The organism is Bradyrhizobium sp. USDA3010, from assembly GCF_056429065.1.
This window is the reverse complement of the sequence record NZ_JBWJZD010000002.1, coordinates 329,397-347,149: the sequence shown is the minus strand read 5'-3', so window position 1 is coordinate 347,149 and position 17,753 is coordinate 329,397. Positions and strand designations below refer to the sequence as shown.

17 protein-coding genes are annotated in these 17,753 nt (G+C 64.7%); 6 read left to right on the top strand and 11 right to left on the bottom strand.

The window, feature by feature from the left end:
- The first annotated feature begins 9 nt into the window (after positions 1-9).
- Positions 10-1,605 carry a GMC family oxidoreductase gene (locus tag AC066Y_RS04690; protein WP_478272857.1) on the top strand — a complete coding sequence of 532 codons (1,596 nt, stop codon included), beginning with the start codon at positions 10-12 and terminating at the stop codon, positions 1,603-1,605.
- 74 nt (positions 1,606-1,679) lie between these two features.
- Here the strand turns inward: AC066Y_RS04690 and AC066Y_RS04685 are convergent, their stop codons facing one another.
- Positions 1,680-1,943: a tautomerase family protein gene (locus AC066Y_RS04685; protein WP_478272856.1), complete on the bottom strand. Its 264-nt coding sequence runs from the start codon at positions 1,941-1,943 to the stop codon at positions 1,680-1,682.
- A 152-nt stretch (positions 1,944-2,095) separates the two neighbouring features.
- Between AC066Y_RS04685 and AC066Y_RS04680 the strand changes: the two genes are divergently transcribed.
- Entirely contained in the window at positions 2,096-3,073 is a 978-nt protein-coding gene (locus tag AC066Y_RS04680; protein ID WP_478272855.1) for a GlxA family transcriptional regulator, read from the top strand.
- 185 nt (positions 3,074-3,258) lie between these two features.
- The gene (locus AC066Y_RS04675; RefSeq protein ID WP_478272854.1) at positions 3,259-4,488 is read left to right on the top strand and encodes an ABC transporter substrate-binding protein; all 1,230 of its coding nucleotides are present in this window, start codon (positions 3,259-3,261) and stop codon (positions 4,486-4,488) included.
- Positions 4,489-4,531: 43 nt separating this feature from the next.
- On the opposite strand, the gene AC066Y_RS04670 is transcribed toward AC066Y_RS04675, so the two are convergent.
- The 5 genes from AC066Y_RS04670 to AC066Y_RS04650 form a co-directional block, all read right to left on the bottom strand.
- Complete coding sequence (locus AC066Y_RS04670; RefSeq protein ID WP_478272853.1) at positions 4,532-5,428, bottom strand: haloalkane dehalogenase; 897 nt, start codon at positions 5,426-5,428, stop codon at positions 4,532-4,534.
- A gap of 57 nt (positions 5,429-5,485) precedes the next feature.
- Positions 5,486-6,553 carry an ABC transporter substrate-binding protein gene (locus tag AC066Y_RS04665; RefSeq protein ID WP_478272852.1) on the bottom strand — a complete coding sequence of 356 codons (1,068 nt, stop codon included), beginning with the start codon at positions 6,551-6,553 and terminating at the stop codon, positions 5,486-5,488.
- Positions 6,554-6,643: 90 nt separating this feature from the next.
- A complete protein-coding gene (locus AC066Y_RS04660) occupies positions 6,644-7,702 on the bottom strand; it encodes a dipeptidase (protein ID WP_478272851.1) in 1,059 nt (352 codons plus the stop codon).
- Between the two features lie 150 nt (positions 7,703-7,852).
- Entirely contained in the window at positions 7,853-10,126 is a 2,274-nt protein-coding gene (locus AC066Y_RS04655; protein ID WP_478272850.1) for a hybrid sensor histidine kinase/response regulator, read from the bottom strand.
- A gap of 413 nt (positions 10,127-10,539) precedes the next feature.
- A complete protein-coding gene (locus tag AC066Y_RS04650; RefSeq protein ID WP_456722848.1) occupies positions 10,540-11,310 on the bottom strand; it encodes a gamma-glutamyl-gamma-aminobutyrate hydrolase family protein in 771 nt (256 codons plus the stop codon).
- Between the two features lie 276 nt (positions 11,311-11,586).
- Here AC066Y_RS04650 and AC066Y_RS04645 point away from each other — a divergent pair, with 276 nt between their 5' ends.
- Entirely contained in the window at positions 11,587-12,756 is a 1,170-nt protein-coding gene (locus AC066Y_RS04645; RefSeq protein WP_478272849.1) for an AI-2E family transporter, read from the top strand.
- Here the strand turns inward: AC066Y_RS04645 and AC066Y_RS04640 are convergent.
- From AC066Y_RS04640 to AC066Y_RS04620, 5 genes are all read right to left on the bottom strand, one after another.
- Entirely contained in the window at positions 12,749-12,985 is a 237-nt protein-coding gene (locus AC066Y_RS04640) for a hypothetical protein (protein ID WP_478272848.1), read from the bottom strand. The two genes, AC066Y_RS04645 and AC066Y_RS04640, sit on opposite strands and share 8 nt — an antisense overlap.
- Positions 12,986-13,029: 44 nt before the next feature.
- Positions 13,030-14,247, bottom strand: coding sequence for a GGDEF domain-containing protein (locus tag AC066Y_RS04635; RefSeq protein WP_478272847.1), 1,218 nt, complete (start codon positions 14,245-14,247; stop codon positions 13,030-13,032).
- Between the two features lie 246 nt (positions 14,248-14,493).
- Positions 14,494-14,970, bottom strand: coding sequence for a 30S ribosomal protein S9 (gene rpsI, locus AC066Y_RS04630; RefSeq protein WP_092114692.1), 477 nt, complete (start codon positions 14,968-14,970; stop codon positions 14,494-14,496).
- Positions 14,970-15,434 carry a 50S ribosomal protein L13 gene (rplM, locus tag AC066Y_RS04625; RefSeq protein ID WP_050405657.1) on the bottom strand — a complete coding sequence of 155 codons (465 nt, stop codon included), beginning with the start codon at positions 15,432-15,434 and terminating at the stop codon, positions 14,970-14,972. Before rplM ends, rpsI begins: the two co-directional genes overlap by 1 nt.
- Before the next feature lie 153 nt (positions 15,435-15,587).
- Positions 15,588-16,016: a PaaI family thioesterase gene (locus tag AC066Y_RS04620; RefSeq protein WP_342728767.1), complete on the bottom strand. Its 429-nt coding sequence runs from the start codon at positions 16,014-16,016 to the stop codon at positions 15,588-15,590.
- A gap of 70 nt (positions 16,017-16,086) precedes the next feature.
- Here AC066Y_RS04620 and AC066Y_RS04615 point away from each other — a divergent pair, with 70 nt between their 5' ends.
- Positions 16,087-16,914 (top strand): enoyl-CoA hydratase, encoded by an 828-nt coding sequence (locus AC066Y_RS04615; RefSeq protein WP_176530969.1) that lies wholly within the window; start codon positions 16,087-16,089, stop codon positions 16,912-16,914.
- 110 nt (positions 16,915-17,024) lie between these two features.
- Positions 17,025-17,609, top strand: coding sequence for a CoA-binding protein (locus AC066Y_RS04610; RefSeq protein ID WP_092114695.1), 585 nt, complete (start codon positions 17,025-17,027; stop codon positions 17,607-17,609).
- Positions 17,610-17,753 lie beyond the last annotated feature (144 nt).

Sequence of the window (17,753 nt, the reverse complement as noted above, 5' to 3'; positions counted from 1 at the left end):
GAGTAACAGATGTACGATACGATCATCGTCGGCGCGGGCTCGGCCGGCTGCGTGCTGGCCAACCGGCTCTCGGCCGATCCCGCCCGCAAGGTGCTGGTGCTGGAGGCCGGCCGCGCCGCGCCACTGGCATCCGACATTCCCTCGGACTGGCCGACGATGTTCAACACCGCGGTCGACTGGGGCTACTACACCGAACCGCAGGCCGGCTGCCGCGGCCGCCGGGTGTTCTGGCCGCGCGGCAAGATGGTCGGCGGCTCCGGCGCGATGAACGCGATGATCTACATTCGCGGCCTGCCCTCCGACTATGACGGCTGGGAAAAGGCCGGCTGCGCCGGCTGGGGCTGGCGCGACGTGCTGCCGGACTTTATCGCGTTCGAGAATAATGCCGATTTTACCGACAGTCCGCTGCACGGCATCGGCGGCCCGCTCCATGTCGCTCACGTTCCCTTCGTCGATCCCAACGAGCTGCGCTGGCTGGAAGCCGCGAAGGCCGCCGGCCTCGCGCACAATCTCGACTTCAACGGCGAAAATCAGGAGGGCGCCGGATTCTTCCAGTTCGTGATCAAGCAGGGCGAGCGGTTCGGAACCGGCAAGGCCTATCTGCGTCCCGCGCTGGCGCGCGCCAACCTCACGGTCAAGACTGGCGTTCGCGTGATCCGCGTGATCGTCGAGAAGGGCCGCGCAACCGGCGTCGAGTATCTCGAAAACGGCCGGCTCAATACGGCAAGCGCGGCCGGCGACATCGTGATGTCGTCCGGGGCGATCGGCTCCGCACAGCAATTGCTGCTTTCGGGCATCGGTCCCGCCGACGAGCTCAAGGCCGTCGGCGTGACGCCGCTGCATGACCTGCCCGGCGTGGGAAAGGATCTCCAGGACCACATCAACATTCCGATTACCTTCTACACCAGAGAAAATATCGGCGTCGGCGCCTGGACCGACGAGAGCCTCGCAGCCAGCCTGAAACAATGGCAGGAGAGCCGCAGCGGTCCGCGCTCCTCCCCCTGGGTCGCAGCCGGCGCTCATGTTCGCAGCCGCCCGGACGTCGAGCCCGATCTGCAGCTCTATGGCGCCATCAGTCCGCACCGCGACTATGTGCGCTTCCTGTCCTCGAAGCCGGGCATCACGCTGCATTCGACGTTGCAGCGGCCGAACAGCCGCGGCGAGCTGACCTTGCGCTCGGCCGATCCGCTCGAGTACCCGGCGATCGATCCGCGCTATTTCTCATCCGATCCCACGGGGCAGGACATCAAAACTCTGGTGCAGGGTGTACGGATCAACCGTCATATCGCGGCCCAGCCGCCGCTGCGCGAGCTGATCGAAGGAGAAGTCACGCCGAGCGCCGAAGCAAGCAGCGACGCCGAGATCGCCGACTACGTGCGAGGCCATTGCACGACGTTGTATCACGCCGCCTCGACCTGCCGGATGGGCAACGACAGGATGGCCGTGGTCGATCCCGCGAGCTTCAAGGTCCGTGGTCTCGAGGGCCTTCGCGTGGCGGACGCCTCCGTGATCCCGATCATGATCTCGGGCAACATCCAGACGCCAACCCTTCTGATCGCCGAGCGTGCCGCTGCCGCCATCGCCTCGACCGGGATTCCTGCGTAGCTTTCGCATCGAACTCCCGATGACGCGTGCGAAAGGCGCTTCCACCGGAAGCGCCTTTCGTTTTGGCCCGGCGGTTACGCCTTCACCTTGGCGACCCGCCGTCCAGCGGCGTCGAGCGCCCCGAAATTGCCCGCGATCATGTCGGGCGTCGGGATCATGCCGCCGAGCGACCAGCTCGCCGGTTCGCCCTCCTCGATCTTGACCCAGACGTTGCGGCGGAAGTCGGGGTTACCCTGCCCCTCGACCTCGACCATGAGATCGGTGACGCGCTGCAGCAGCGCCTGCTTCTGCGCGACATCGAAGATGCCGCGGACGGTGGAAATGGTGACGTAAGGCATAGACTCTCTCCATTGCTGAGGTTGTGACAACGCAACGAAGATGGACCGGTGCTGTGCGATCAGGCAGTGGCCGATCGGACAGAGATCGGGCAATATCTGCCACCGCCTGCCTGCGCCGATCGGGTAGGATGGCGGCAAATTCCGGAGGTCCCATGAAGCTCGCGATCCTCGCGCTGGAAGGCTGCATGCAATCGGCGGTCGCCGGCATCGCCGACATCCTCACGCTCGGCAACCATGTGATGCGGCTGCGCGGCGGCAAGGCGCGCTTCGCCTGGCAAACGCTCTCGCTTGATGGCAAGGCGGTGCGCGCCGGCGGCGGCAAGCTGCTCGCTGTCGACGGCGCGGTCAGCAAGCGGACGGCGTTCGACGCGATCATCGTGCCGGGCAGCCTGGTCGACCATCTGACCGCCGAGCGCCTGCAACCGCAATATGACCGGGCCGGCGCCTGGCTGCGCCAGCAACATGCTAGTGGACGATTGATCGGCGCCTTCTGCAGCGGCGTGCTGCTGCTCGCCAATGCCGGCCTGCTCGATGGCCGCCGCGCCACCATCACCTGGTGGCTGCAGAGCGAACTCCGCCGCCGCCATCCCAGGATCGACCTCGCCAGCGATGCCGTGCTCACCCAGGCCGACCGCCTGGTCTGCGCTGCCGGCCCGATGTCGTGGGTTGATCTGTTGTTGCGGCTGATCGAGCTCGTCGAAGGCCCGGAGGTCGCAAAGGTCTGCGCCGACTATGCGGTGATCGACACCGCGCAACGCACGCAGGCGATCTTCATGCCGCTTGGCTACATGCTCGCCCAGGATCCGCTGCTGATGAAGGCGGACATGCTGGTGCGCCGCACCGGCAAGGCGCCGATCACGGTGCGCAGCCTCGCGCAGGCGCTGGGCTTGAGCGAGCGCACGCTGAACCGCCGCTTCCGCGAACTGACCCACGAGCCGCCGCAGGCCTTCATCATGCGCCGCCGCGTCGAGCACGCGCGCACGCTGCTGGAGACGACGGCGCAACCGATCAAGGCCATCGCCCGCGCCACCGGCTATGAGGACGAGAGCAGCTTTCGCAAGGCCTTCCGCAAGCTGACGCTGCTGTCGCCTCAGGCCTACCGCGCACAGCGCACCATGCGCGCGGCGTAGTTGCAAGCTGCCCGCAAGACTACGGTCAGCAATACTGACGAACCCAATGACGTGACGCGAGCCGACACGCAAAGCGCGATGTTCGGAATCGACAACGTGTGGAGTCGGGTGTTCACTTCCGGCAAGGACTCAAAAGCAGTCTCCGATAAAACAGGCACATTTATTTTCGCATGGGGAGAAACGAGATGTCTTTCGTCGCACGACGAATGGCGGCGCTTTCGACCGCCATCATCATCCTCGCTGTCGGTGCAGGCAGCGCATTGGCCCAAAAGAAATACGACACCGGCGCCAGCGACACCGAAATCAAGATCGGCAACATCATGCCCTACAGCGGGCCGGCATCCGCCTATGGCACCAGCGGCCGGGCTCAGGCGGCGTATTTCCGCAAGGTCAACGCCGAGGGAGGCATTAATGGCCGCAAGATCACATTCATTTCCTATGATGACGGCTACAGTCCGCCGAAGACGGTCGAGCAGGCACGCAAGCTGGTCGAAAGCGACGAGGTCTTGCTGATTTTCGCCGCACTCGGCACAGCATCCAACGGCGCCATTCAGAAGTACATGAACGCGAAGAAGGTACCGCAGCTGTTCATCCAGACCGGCGCGACCAAGTGGAACGATCCGCAGAACTTCCCGTGGACCATGGGCTGGCAGCCCAGCTACCAGAGCGAGGGACGGATCTATGCCAAGCACATCCTGAAGGAAAAGCCGGGCGGCCGGATCGCCGTCCTCTACCAGAACGACGATTATGGAAAGGACTATCTCAAGGGCCTGAAGGACGGCCTCGGCGACAAGGCGGCGGCGATGATCGTTATCGAGGATGCCTATGAGGTGGCCGAGCCGACGATCGACACGCACATCGTCAAGATGAAGTCGATGAATGCCGACGTATTCGTCAACATTGCCACACCGAAATTCGCAGCGCAGGCCATCAAGAAGGCGGCCGAGATCGGCTGGAAGCCGTTGCACATCCTCAACTCGGTTGGCTCCTCGCTCGGCGCCGTGATCCAGCCTGCCGGCTTCCAGAACGCGCAGGGTATCGTTTCGGTGGCCTATCTAATGGATCCGCTTGATCCGCAATGGAAAGACGACCCCGGCATGAAGGCATTCGACGAATATCTCTCCAAATACTTCCCCGAGGGTAATCGGGCCGACGGCCTGGTGGTGACAGGGTACAATGCGGCGCAGACGCTGGCTCAGGTGTTGAAACAGTGCGGCGACGATCTCACGCGCGCCAACGTGATGAAGCAGGCTGCGAGTCTGAAGGACTTCAGGACCACCAACCTGTTGCCGGGCATCAGCATGAACACCAGTGCGATCGACTTTGCTCCGATCAAGCAGATGCAGCTCAGACGATTCAAGGGCGAGAGATGGGAGCTGTTCGGGCCCATGCTCAGCGCAGAAGTGGGAGGTTGACGCGATCCGTAGGATGGGTGGAGCGACTTGCCAACCTCCGCGTTCAGGACAGGAGCGGCAGCGCGCCCCTCAGGACATCCTCGCCCCATTCCTGCACGAAGTGTCCGGCTGCGGTGAGCGTGACCGGCTCGGGGCAATTGCGGACCGTTTGCCGCAGCTCCGCCATCACGGCCGGCCCGAGCACCGGGTCGGTCATGCCGATCACCATCGCGGTCTTGCCGGAGTATTCGCTTCGCCACCATTCGCGCGCCTTGCGTGATAGGGCCGCGCCGCCGGCATTGGGCTGGTCCGGCACAAGATTTGGGAATCTGCGCACACCGGACTTGTAGCTGGCATCAGGGAAAGGTGCGTCGTAGGCGGCTGCCTCCGCGGGTGAGAGCTGCGGGCAGGCGCGCGCCATCAGTTTGCCGACCGCCATGTCGGGATTCGCGTTGCTCCACGCGTGCCAATCCATGAAGCCCTTCGTCAGCGGGCGGTCCCCGGTCGCGAGCATGGTATTCATGACCAGCAGCGCTTCGAAGCGATCGGCCATCTCCATCGGGATGGTGAGACCGAGCAAGCCGCCCCAGTCCTGGCAAACCAACGTCATGCGACCGAGATCGAGCGCACGGATCAGGGCGATCAGGCTCTCGCGATGGAAGTCAAAGGTGTAGGCGGATTCCTCGACAGGCTTGTCGGAGCGACCGAACCCGAACATATCAGGCGCGATCACCCGATAGCCGGAGGCGACGAGGCCGGGAATCATCTTGCGGTAAAGATAGCTCCAGGTCGGCTGGCCATGAAGGCACAGCGCAACACGGGCATTGCCCCTTCCCTCGTCGAGATAATGCATGCGCAAGCCGGCATAGCCGGGAAGATCGTCACGATAGTTGGGCGCGAACGCATAGCCGGGAAGGCCATCAAAGCGTGCATCCGCGGTCCGCAAAGCCCCGATCGCCATTGTCCAATGCTCCTCGTTGTTGACGTCGCTCGCAGGATGGGGGGCGAGGACTGGCGGTCACACGCGAAACAGCTTCGCGTAACGCGCCTTGATCTCCTCGCTCTGCGCCTGCACCTGGACCGGGTCGGCCTTGAGCATCTTCAGCTTGTCGAGCGGCACGTGCCCGGCCTTTTCCTTCACCTTGGCGTGGAACGAACGGTGCGCGAACTCGTCGGCCAGCATCTGCTGGGTTTCGGCGCTGAAGAAGTAGCTCTGGAACAGCCGTGCCGCGTTCGGGTTCGGCGCGCTTTTGAACACGCCGCTCGGCACGATGATCAGAGGCGCGCCCTCCGTCGGATAGACCACCTCGACCGGCTTGCCCTGATCCTTGGCCAGCACGAGATTGTAGTCGTTGCCGTCGGCCATGACCGCGCGCTCGCCGAGCAGGATCTTCTTCGGCGGATCGGCAGCCGACTGCACCTGCATCACGCGCTGCTGCGCCAGCTTTTCCAGATACGGCCAACCGAGATCGCGCGCCAGCACGAAGGTCGCGGTCAAGATCGCGCCGGAGTAGCCCGGGTGGCCCTTGACGATCTTGCCGCGCCATTTCGGATCGAGCAGATCGGCGTAGCTCTTCGGCGCCTCCTCGCGCTTCACCTGCTCGATGTTGTAGCCGATCACTTCGAACCAGGCGCAGGATGTCGCCGACGTGCCGTCGGGATCGATCTGATCGGCCGGAAAATGCCTGGCGACGTCTTCGGGCAGATAGGCCGCGAGCCAGTCGTTCTTCTTCCAGTCGAGGTAATGCGCGGGATCGGTCGAGTTGGCGACGTCGACGGCATGGATGCCGCTGCCCTGCTCCTGCGCGATGCGCTGGAAGATTCGTTCGGCGCCGGAGCGCTCGACCCGAACGCTGATCCCCGGATATTTCTTCTCGAAGTCGCGCGCGAGACGCTCCGCGGTGTTCAGTTCGAGCGCGCTGTAGAACGAGATCTTGCCTTCCTTCTTGGCGGCTGCGATCAGCTCCGGCGTCACGGCCTCGGCCGGCGGCGCCGCCGCACGCAGCGGTTCGGCGAACACCATGCCCGCGGCCGTCGCCGCCGTGACCTTGAGCCAGTCGCGTCTCGACCATTTGCGGTCCTGCATTCCATGCTCCCTGAATCGGGCCGTTGACCGGCCGCGCCGTGGTTGTGCGCCGATAATAGATCACGATCGACGGAAAGAGTGCAGCGGTTTTCACCGCCAACTTTGGCGGAACACACGCATCCAGTTGTCGAAGGCGATCTTGCGCAAGGTGGCGTCATCGAAGCCGTGTGCCCGCAGCGCATCGATCAGGTTCGGGAGGTGGCTTGCATCCCGGAGCGGAAGGGGCATGAGCGCGCCGTCGAAATCGGATCCCAGCGCAACGTGGTCGTCACCCATCCGCTCGACCAGGTAGCTGAGGTGGTCGACGACGGTCTCGATCGAGATGTCCGGATCGCGGTGCCCGTCCGGGCGCACTTCGGACACACTGAAATTGAAGCCGACGACGCCGCCTGATGCTCTGACCGCGTCGAGCTGCCGGTCGGTCAGGTTGCGGGTCGCGGGGCAGACCGCATGCGCGCAGGCATGGGTCGCCACGATCGGCGCGGTGCTGACCGCCGCCAGATCCCAGAACCCGCGCTCGTTGAGATGAGCTGCGTCGAGCATAATTCCGAGCTCATTGCAGGCCTTCACCAGCGCCTTCCCCGCGTCGGTCAGACCGGGGCCGGTATCCGGGGAGCGCGGATAGGCGAACGGCACGCCATGGCCGAAGATGTTCGGACGGCTCCAGACCAGGCCGAGCGAACGCAGGCCGCGGGCGTAGAGCCTCGCCAGCGCGTCCAGATCGGCGTCGATCGCTTCGGCGCCTTCGAGGTGCAGCACGATTGAGAATGCGGAGTCGCGGCGTGCTCCCTCGATCTCATCCACGGTCGTCGCGCAGCGGATTTTCCCGCCTGCGCGGGCCACCATGGTCTCGAGCGCGCTCAGCTGGGCATCGATGGTCCGGCGCGCGTAGGCCGCGTCGAGCGGCTCGGCAAGGCGCACCTCGTACCCGTCGGCGGTTCGGGTGAAATCGCCTTGACGCGGATGTCCTGCCTTGGCGTACATCGCGAACAGGCCGCCAACCATGCCGCCTTCCCGGGCACGCGGCAGATCGAGATGACCATCCTCGGAGCGCACGAGAAAATCCCGCCCGCCTTCCCGGTATTCAGCGAGGTGCTGAGCCGCGTCGTTATGGCCGTCGAAGATCGCAATCCTGCCGCTTTCCTGCACCGGACCGTTCTCCTTCGCCTTGCCCGCGTCGAGCAGCGTAGCGCGCAGGATGGGTTGAGCCAACGGGTCCGCGCGGCGCGCGGCCCGATGGCAAACTCCGCGATATCCGTCGTGTCGGGGCTTGCGAAAGTGATGGATCCACCCTGTGGACTAATTCTTCTCGGGCGGGTTCTCGCGCAGGAAGCGTTCGAGATCGGGCTGCACGGAGTAAGGCTGCGGAACCGGATCGCCCTGAAAGTCGACCTGAAGATCGAGGCAGCGCCGCAGCATCCGCGCCAGTTCGCTGCGCCGATAGGGCTTGGTCAGCAGCGGAATGCCGTGGCCACCGCGGCCCTGTTGCGCCGGCAGCGCGCCATCGCTGTAGCCCGAGGTGAACAGCACCCGCAGCGCCGGTCGCCCGGCCATCAGCGTCTCCGCCAATTGCCGGCCGTTCATGCTGCCGGGCATCACGATGTCGGTGAACAGGAGATCGAACGCGGTGCCGCGGTTGACGATCTCGAGCGCGGCATCTGCGTTTGCCGCGACCAGCACCTTGTAGCCGAGGCTTTCGAGCTGGCCCATCACATAGTCGCGGATCGTGGGATCATCCTCGACGCACAGGATGGCCTCGTTGCCGCCCCTGACCGGCAGATCGTCTTCCTCGGCCGCGCGCTGCGCGGTGCCGTCCGCCTTGGGCAGATAGATCCTGAAGATGGTGCCGCGCCCCTGCTCGCTCTTGACCTCGATCCCGCCGCCGCTCTGCTTGACGAATCCGAACACCATGCTGAGCCCGAGCCCGGTGCCCTGTCCGACCTCCTTGGTGGAGAAGAACGGATCGAAGATCTTCTCCAGATGCGACGGCGAAATTCCGGTACCGGTATCGGTCACCTCGATCACGAGATGGTCGCCGGCACGCTCGACGCCGTGCGCGACGGCATCGGGAATCCCGAGCTGCATGTTGCGGGTCGCAAAGGTCAGCGTGCCGCCCTCGGGCATCGCATCGCGCGCATTGATGGCGAGATTGACCAGCGCGGCGCCGAGCTGGCTGCGGTCGACAAAGGCGAACCAAGCGTCGCGCCCGAGCTCCGTCCTGATCTCGGTCTGCGACCCCAGCGTCTGCGACAGCAGCCGGACCACTTCGTCGATCAGGTCGTTGACGTCGGTCTCGGCGGGCTGCAACGGCTGCTTGCGCGCGAATGCCAGCAGGCTTGAGGTGAGTTGCGCGCCGCGATCGGCGGCATCGCCGATCAGCTTGGCGATCGCGGCAAGCTGCGGGTTATCCCTGACGCCGTCGGCGAGGATCTCGATCGTGCCGGTGATCACGGTCAGCATATTGTTGAAGTCGTGCGCGATGCCGCCGGTCAACCGCCCGAGCGATTCCGTCTTCTGCGCCTGGATCAACTGCTCTTCGGCGCGCCGACGCTGGGTGACGTCCCTGACGAAGGAATTGATGATCCAGCCATCGCCGCGGCGCAGCGCATTGAGCGACACCTCGACATAGAACCGGTGGCCGTCGCGGTGCACGGATGCGGTTTCATAACGCATGCCCATGCCGCCGGCCGCGGTCTCCTGCAGGAAGCGGGTGATGCGCTGCCGGTGTGCAACCCGCAGCTCTTCCGGGAACACCAGTTCGACCACGCGCTGGCCGACCGCCTCGGAGCGCGTCCAGCCGGTCAGCGCCTCGGACTGCGGGCTCCAGTCGAGCACGATGCCGTCCTGGTCGGTCTGGACGAAGGCGTCGAGCGCGGTCCTGACGATGGCCTGCGCCATCTGCTCGCTCTCTACCAGCGCCTGATGCGCCTGACGCTCCGCGGTGACATCGCGCAGCACAATGACCGCGCCGCGCAAATTGCCGGCATCATCGCGCAGCGGCCTGGCGTTGGCGACAAGACAGACAGCCGGTTCCGGCCGCAGCGGTTTGACGATCAGCTCGCAATCGTCGACGTCATCGCCGCGCAGCGCACGCGCCATCGGCGTCTCCGCGATCGGCATCACAGTCGTGCCGTCGGCACAATAGTTCTGGAACGTGCGAACGCCGGTCAGGGTGTCAAAACCGGGTTCGACACGGTACAGCCGCCGCGCCGCGGCGTTGACGATCACGATCATCGCATGCTCGTCGGCGACCACCACCGGATCGCGGATGCTCTCGACGGTCTTCTCCAGCAGGTGCTGCCTGCTGCCCAATTGCGCGGACAGTTCGGCAAGCGTCGCAGCGAGCTGAGCGGCCTCGTCGTCGCCGCTCGGGCGTATCGAGACCGGCTCGCCGCGCGACAGCGCCTCCGCCGCCCGCACCAACTGGGCGGGCGTTCTGGACTGCGACCTCGCAATCATCTCAGCCGTCATCAACACCACCGAAACCACACCACCGGCGAGCAGAATGCCCGGCCAGGCGACGCCATGGATGAAGCCCAACGCGAGCAGGAGTGTGACGACGGGAAGCATCATCCCGGCCGCCAGTCGGCCCGACAAATTCATCCCGACCAACTCATCGTGAGCAGTTGCACCGGAAAATGGAAAAGCAAAACAATATCGAAAAGGATCGTCGGCGCCGGGGCAATATCGGGTGGCTTGCGCCTTCTTGCTTAGCCGAGTCCGGCCCTGCAATCCGCCACTTTCGTATCCGTATAAGTACGGAGAAGGGTCGGTTAGGCGCGAAGGCCGGCGGGGTCGCGTCTCAGATTGAATTTCGTGGCATCAACGCACCGATCCGGGCCAGCAAAGCCCTAAGTCGCTCCGGCCGAACGCCAGCAGAGTTCGGACGGTTCATGTCGCGAGAATGCGGAAGTGTGACTCATGAACGGTGCCGCGCATTCAGCGTCGTCCCTGTGAAAGCAGGGACGACAGCGGTGCGGAGGTGCCTACGCTGCCCGCCGCCGCTCGCGCAGCGCGTCGCCGAATGCCTCGAACAGCGCGCGGTTGATCGGGTTACGTTGCGGATCGTATTCGGCGTGCCATTGCACGCCGAGCGCAAAGCCCGGCGCATCGGCGATGCGGATCGCCTCGATGGTGCCGTCCTCGGCGATGCCCTCGATCACGACGCGCCTGCCGGGTTCGAGGATGCCCTGGCCGTGCAGCGAATTGACCCGAATGGTCTCGCAGCCGAGGATCCTTGCGAAGGCGCCCCCCGGCGTCAGCGCGACATCGTGACGGTCGGCGAACACCACGGTGGGATCGGGATGGATCTCGCCGTTCTCCAGCCGCGGCATCCGGTGGTTCATGCGGCCCGGGATCTCGCGGATCTCCGGATGCAGCGAGCCACCGAACGCGACGTTCATCTCCTGCAGGCCGCGGCAGATGCCAAAGATCGGCACGCCGCGCGCGACGCAGGCTTCCGACAGCGCCAGCGCGACGTCGTCGCGGTGGATGTCGTAAGGCTCATGAGCCGCGCAAGGTTCAGTGTTGAAGCGGGTCGGATGAACGTTGGCGCGAGCCCCGGTCAGCACCACGCCGTCGACCACGTCAAGCAAGGCGCCGACATCGGTGATTTCGGGGCTGCCCGCGAACATCAAGGGCACGGCACCCGACACCTCGGCAACCGCGCGAAGGTTGCGCTCTCCGACCATCTGGACTGTGAAACGATTTTCAATGCGATGGGCGTTTCCGATCACGCCGACCACGGGCCGTCTCATTATTGAAGTCTCGCGCAATGATTATTCTAAGTTTGCGACTTGGCGGAGACGATCATGCCTTCGAGTTCCCCCCGGATCAACTGCCTATATCTGCACAGGGGGGCTTGCAGTCCTGCACAGATTCGCATCCCTCGGGGCCCCTAATCCGGTCTGGCGCCCTACGGTCGCGCCCGGACCACGGCGCGTCAGCGGCAAACCGGCACGGTCCGCCCAGCTTGATCCCGGCGGGATTTTCGCCAAAGACTGCCGGACACCGTCGCGAAGGGGGAATCACCCGTGACAGACCCGACTGACAATCGCCTGCAGACCCGCACTGACATGGCGTGGGCGATCGCCGTCGGCGGCATCGGCATCGTGCTGTTCGCCGCCCTGTTGACCTTCGCCTGGCAGTTCGCCGCGACCCTGTTCCTGCTGTTCGCGGGCATGCTGCTCGGGGTCGCCCTCAATGCCATGACCACCCTGCTCGGCCGGCTGACCGCGCTGCCTCACGCGTTGCGGCTTGCGATCGTCTGCCTGGCGATGGCCGGGCTATTGTCCGGCATCGTGTTCCTCGGCGGCACCACGATCGCGCAGCAGGCCACGGTGCTGAGCAACACGATCAAATCGCAGCTCGGCAGCGTCAAGGAGTTCCTCGAGCAGCATGGTGTCGACACCAGCTATCTCGATTTCACCAACGCCGCCGGCGAGACAAAGCCGGAAGGCACCGCCGTGACGACGACAACAACGACGCCGGCAGCGCCCCAATCGCATGGCATCCCCGGCGCCGGCGCGCTGGCCTCGAGCGGCGGCGCGATCATCAGCCAGACGCTGAAGGTGCTGCTCGGCACGGTCAGCGTCGTCGGCAATTTCTTCATCGTGCTGTTCCTCGGGCTCGCCTTCGCGGCCCAGCCGAGCATCTACCGCGCCGGATTGCTGTTCATCGCGCCGGCCAAATACCGCGCCCAGGCGACCGTCATCGTCGACCGCATCGGCGAGACGCTGGAGCGCTGGCTGATCGCGCAGATCATCACCATGACCGCGGTGTTCCTCGTCACCTGGATCGGGCTCGCCATCATCGGCATCCCGAGTTCGTTCATCCTCGGCATCCAGGCCGGCCTGCTCGCCTTCATCCCGACGGTCGGCGCGATCCTGGGCGGGCTGATCGTGGTGCTGGCGAGCCTCGCCACGGGGTGGATCGCGGCGCTATCCGCCTTCATCCTGTTCCTCGGCGTCCACGCGCTGGAAAGCTACGTGCTGACGCCGATCATCCAGCGCCAGGCGCTCGACATCCCGCCGGCAACGCTGTTCGCGTTCCAGATCCTGCTCGGGGTCGTGTTCGGCATCTGGGGGCTCGCGCTGGCGCTGCCGCTGATGGCGATCGCCAAGGTGATGATCGACCACTTCAAGGCGGAGGATCAGGCGCCGGCGCAGACGCCCGCTCCGTCGAACGTGCCGCAGCTCAGTTGAAGAGCAGGACGGTACCGACGACCATCAGCATCACGCCGACCAACATCACGATCGGCCAGCGGCGCCTCGCCGGTTGATATCGTCCCTGCGCGCGGCGTTCGGCGATCAAAGCGGTCTCGTATTCATCGGAGTCCGAGAACAGGCAGGCGAATCCGCTGCGCGCCGAAGCCGCGTCGGCTTCGAGCGACATCAGGGCTGATTGCGGATTGCGGGTGCTGATCGACTCCATGCCCGAAAGCATGGGATCGAATGGTTAATCAGCCGTTACCGCGCTCACGCGCGGGCAGGCGCCGGCTTTTGCCGCGCCGATGCCGGCAGGCCGGCGGTCTTGCGCCGCCAGTTCTCCAGCGACAGCGGCAATTCCTCCGCCGCCTCGACGCGGTTGCGGCCGCCGCGCTTGGCCTGATAGAGCGCGGTGTCGGCCGAGGCCAAGAGCACCTCGAGCTCGGTCCCGGCAGGTCCGCCGGCCACGCCGATGCTGACCGTGGTGTCGACCGCGCCATCCTCGCAGGTGATGTTGCTGTTCTCGAACGCCTCGCGCACGCGCTCGGCGACCAAGACGCCCTCCTCCAGCGAGCACGGCAGCAGCGCCGCGAATTCCTCGCCGCCGATCCGGCCCGACAGATCGCTGATCCTGAGACTGTTGACCACCACGGCGGAGAACAATTTCAGGATCTCGTCACCGGCGGGATGGCCGAACCGGTCGTTGATCGACTTGAAGTGGTCGATGTCGAAGATCATCACGGTGACCGGCCGGCCGGCAACGGCCTCCCGCTCGATCACCCGCGTGCAGGCCTCGGTGAAGCCGCGGCGGTTGAGCATGCCGCTCAATGGATCGATCGACGCGGCCGTCTTGTGCACGGCGACCGCGCGGTCCGACACCATCATGAAGATCACGAACACCGTGCCGATCGCGTACAGCACAAGCTCGATCGAGAACAGCGTGACCCAGAAGCTGCTGACGAAATTCTGGCCGTTCAGTCGTAGCACGTCGCCGACCAGGATCGGCAGCATCAGGACGCAGCCATGTGCGACCGGGATCGCGATCGCAATCCAGCGCCTCTGCATCGCGCGGCGTCGCTCGCTCCAGAGTTCGGAGGCGGTCAGCGCCGCGTAGATCGCGACGATCCCGGCGCCGATCGTCAGGCGCATCGCCGGATCCGCGATTGACGTCGCGGCACCGATCCACACGATCGGGCCGAGCACCAGACCCGGCAGGTTGGCCTTGCGGCCGTGGAAGATACGCGCGGCATTCCAGACCATGCCGCAGGCGGCGAAGCCGATCGCGTTGAGACCCAGCAAGACGAGCGGATCGAGCGTCGAGCTGCCGACTGTCCAGAGCGCGACGGAGGCCGCACCGAGTAGATAGGCGGTGCCCCACCATTTCAGCGCGGCAATGTTCTCCTGCCTGCCGAACAACCAGAGCATGGCGCCGAGCATGCCCGCAACCATGGTGGCGAACAGATAAAGCGTCGATGGATCGAACGACATAGTGTCACCCCAGCCCGGTGATGCAACGTTCGCAGGCGCAAATAATACGGTGATGCAGCGCCAGTACGAGCCCGCAAGCTAAAAGGCCCGAGTTCCAATTTCGTTTGCACGCACACGCAAGTTTTCATGAAAAACTACGCTAATTCGCGCCGAAGCACGCCCGGTCGAGCGCAGCAAAAAGGGCGCCTCGCGGCGCCCTCTGCAACTCGATACACGCGGCAATTGCCGCGAATTTGAGAACTCGAATTAGCGCTTCGAGAACTGGAAGGACTTGCGGGCCTTGGCCTTGCCGTACTTCTTGCGCTCGACCGTGCGGCTATCGCGGGTCAGGAAGCCGCCCTTCTTGAGGACGCCGCGCAGCTCGGGCTCGAAGTTGGTCAGCGCCTTCGAGATACCGTGGCGGACGGCACCGGCCTGGCCGGACAGACCGCCGCCGGCGACGGTGCAAATCACGTCGTACTGGCCGTTACGGGCGGCAGCGACCAGCGGCTGCTGGATCATCATGCGCAGCACCGGGCGGGCGAAGTAGATTTCGATGTCGCGGGTGTTGACCGAGATCTTGCCGGCGCCCGGCTTGATCCAGACGCGGGCGACCGCGTCCTTGCGCTTGCCAGTGGCATAGGCGCGGTTGAACTTGTCGACCTTCTTGACGTACTTCGGCGCGTCGGGAGCCGCCGGCTTGACCTGCGAGAGCTGGTCGAGGGACTGCAAAGTATCGGACATTATGCGGCCCTCGTGTTCTTGCGATTCAGGGAAGCGATATCGACCTTCTCGGGGCTCTGGGCCTCATGCGGATGCTCGGCACCCGGATAGACGCGCAGATTGCCCATCTGCATGCGGCCGAGCGGACCGCGCGGGATCATGCGCTCGATCGCCTTCTCGACGACACGCTCCGGGAAGCGCCCCTCGAGGATCTGCTTCGCGGTGCGCTCCTTGATGCCACCGATGAAGCCGGTGTGCTTGTAGTAGACCTTCTGGTCGCGCTTGCGACCGGTCAGCACCACATGCGCGGCGTTGACGATGATGACGTTGTCGCCGCAATCGACGTGCGGGGTGTATGTAGGCAGGTGTTTGCCGCGCAGGCGCATCGCGACGAGCGTGGCGAGGCGACCGACGACCAGACCCTTGGCGTCGATCACAACCCACTTCTTCGTCACTTCGGCGGGCTTGGCCGAGAACGTGCTCATGTGTGAAATCCGTGAAAAGGAAATCGGCGCCGAATGCGCCGAACTGCGTGGGTTTCTAGAGAAGCCGCGGGTGCGCGTCAACGTCGAAACGCGCAATTTATATCAGTGAAAACAATAGCTTGTAAATATGGTGCAATAATACCGCAAAAAAGCCTATTGATTTGGAATGGAATAGGTCGCCGTGACATGGGCGATCGGATCCGGAGAGGTGCCGGACAGCAGGTTCACCTCACCGACCGCAAGCCGCTTGCCGAGCTTGAGCAGCTTGGCGACCGCGAGCACGTCCTGCCCCGGCTGCCCCTTGCGCAGGAAATTGATGTTGAGGTTGGTGGTGACGGCAAGGCCGATCGGCCCGATCGCCGACAATAGCACCACATACATCGCAAAATCCGCCAGCCCCATCAGGGTCGGTCCGGACACCGTGCCACCCGGCCGCAGCATGCGTTCGCTGTAGCGCTGGCGCAGCAAAGCCGTCTCGCCGTCGGCACTTTCGATCCTGATGTCGTCGTGGGTGAATGCCTGCGGAAATTCCTTGCGCAGGAACTCCTCCAGATCAGCCACGCTCATTTTCGCAATCGCCATGCCGCCCCTGCCCTCGCTTCAGCCTGCCTGTTACATTAAGTTGTCATACAGACCAAAGTGGAATTTCACCATGTCCGCCCAAGCCGCCCGCGCGGAAGCGCCGCAACACCAGCCGATCCTGCTGCGCGAGACCGTCGGCAGTATCGCGCTACTGACGCTCAATCGCCCCGCGGCCCGCAACAGCCTCTCCGAGGGCCTGATCGGCGAGTTGCACGCGGCGCTGAACGATATCGGCGCTGACAAGAGCATCCGTGCCGTCGTGCTCGCCGCCAACGGCCCGGCCTTCTGCGCCGGCCATGACCTCAAGGAGCTCACCGCGCGGCGCACCGACGCCGACCGCGGCCGCGCCTATTTCGCAGAGATCATGAACGCCTGCAGCGCGATGATGCAGGCGATCGTGCACCTGCCGAAGCCGGTAGTGGCGTCCGTCCAGGGCATCGCAACCGCGGCGGGCTGCCAGCTCGTCGCGAGCTGCGACCTCGCGGTCGCCTCCGAAGCGGCGGCGTTTGCGACGCCAGGCGTCGATATCGGGCTGTTCTGCTCGACGCCGATGGTGGCGCTGTCGCGCAACGTGCCGCGCAAGCAGGCGATGGAGATGCTGCTGACCGGTGAACCGGTCTCGGCGGCAACGGCGCAGAGCATCGGCCTCGTCAACCGCGTGGTATCGGCCGGCACCGAACGCGACGCCGCGATCGCGTTGGCCGAGAAGGTCGCGCTGAAATCGGCCTACACCGTCAAGCTCGGCAAGGAAGCGTTCTATCGCCAGGCCGAGATGAGCCTCGCGGACGCCTATCGCTTCGCGGCCGAGGTGATGACCGAGAACATGATGGCGCGGGACGCCGAGGAAGGCATCGGCGCCTTCATCGAGAAGCGCGACCCGAAATGGCAGGACAAATAACCTTCGTCGTTGCGAGCGGAGCGAGGCAATCCACCTCACCATGCGACCATAGAATGGATTGCTTCGTCGCTACGCTCCGCGCAATGACGTCACCGGACAATTGATCAGAAATGAACCACGACGCCTACGACGACAACTACATCCGCAGCATCCTGAACAACGTGAAATCGATCGCGATGGTCGGCGCCTCGCCGGTCAATGTGCGGCCGAGCTATTTCGCGTTCAAATATCTGGCGCAGCGCGGCTACGACATGATCCCGGTCAACCCCGGCCATGTCGGCAAGGCGCTGATGGGCAAACCGTTCGTGGCATCGCTCGCTGACATCGATCGCCCGATCGACATGATCGACATCTTCCGCAATTCGAGCCACATCATGCCGGTCGTCGAGGAGGCACTGAAATTGTCGCCGCTGCCGAAGGTGATCTGGATGCAGCTCGGCGCGCGCGACGATGCCGCTGCCGAGAGGGCGGAAGCCGCGGGACTCAAGGTGGTGATGAACCGCTGCCCGAAGATCGAGTATGGCCGGCTGTCGTCGGAGATTTCCTGGATGGGCGTCAATTCGCGCACGCTGAGTTCCAAGCGCGCGCCGATCCCGACGCAGGGCATGCGGCTGTCGCTCAACCGCACGAGCTTTGGCGGCGGCCAGACTGCGGCATCCGACCGCGCGGCGAAGAACAAGACGGAGACGACCTGACATCGTAGCGGAATAATCGCTCCGATCGTCCGGTATAGCCCGGGATGCCTCTCCCAAAACCGGCGGCGTACCCAACTCGCTTGACGGCGAGCGCCGCCGCCATCAGCATGCCGCGCGTTTCGACCAGGCCACAACAGGACACAA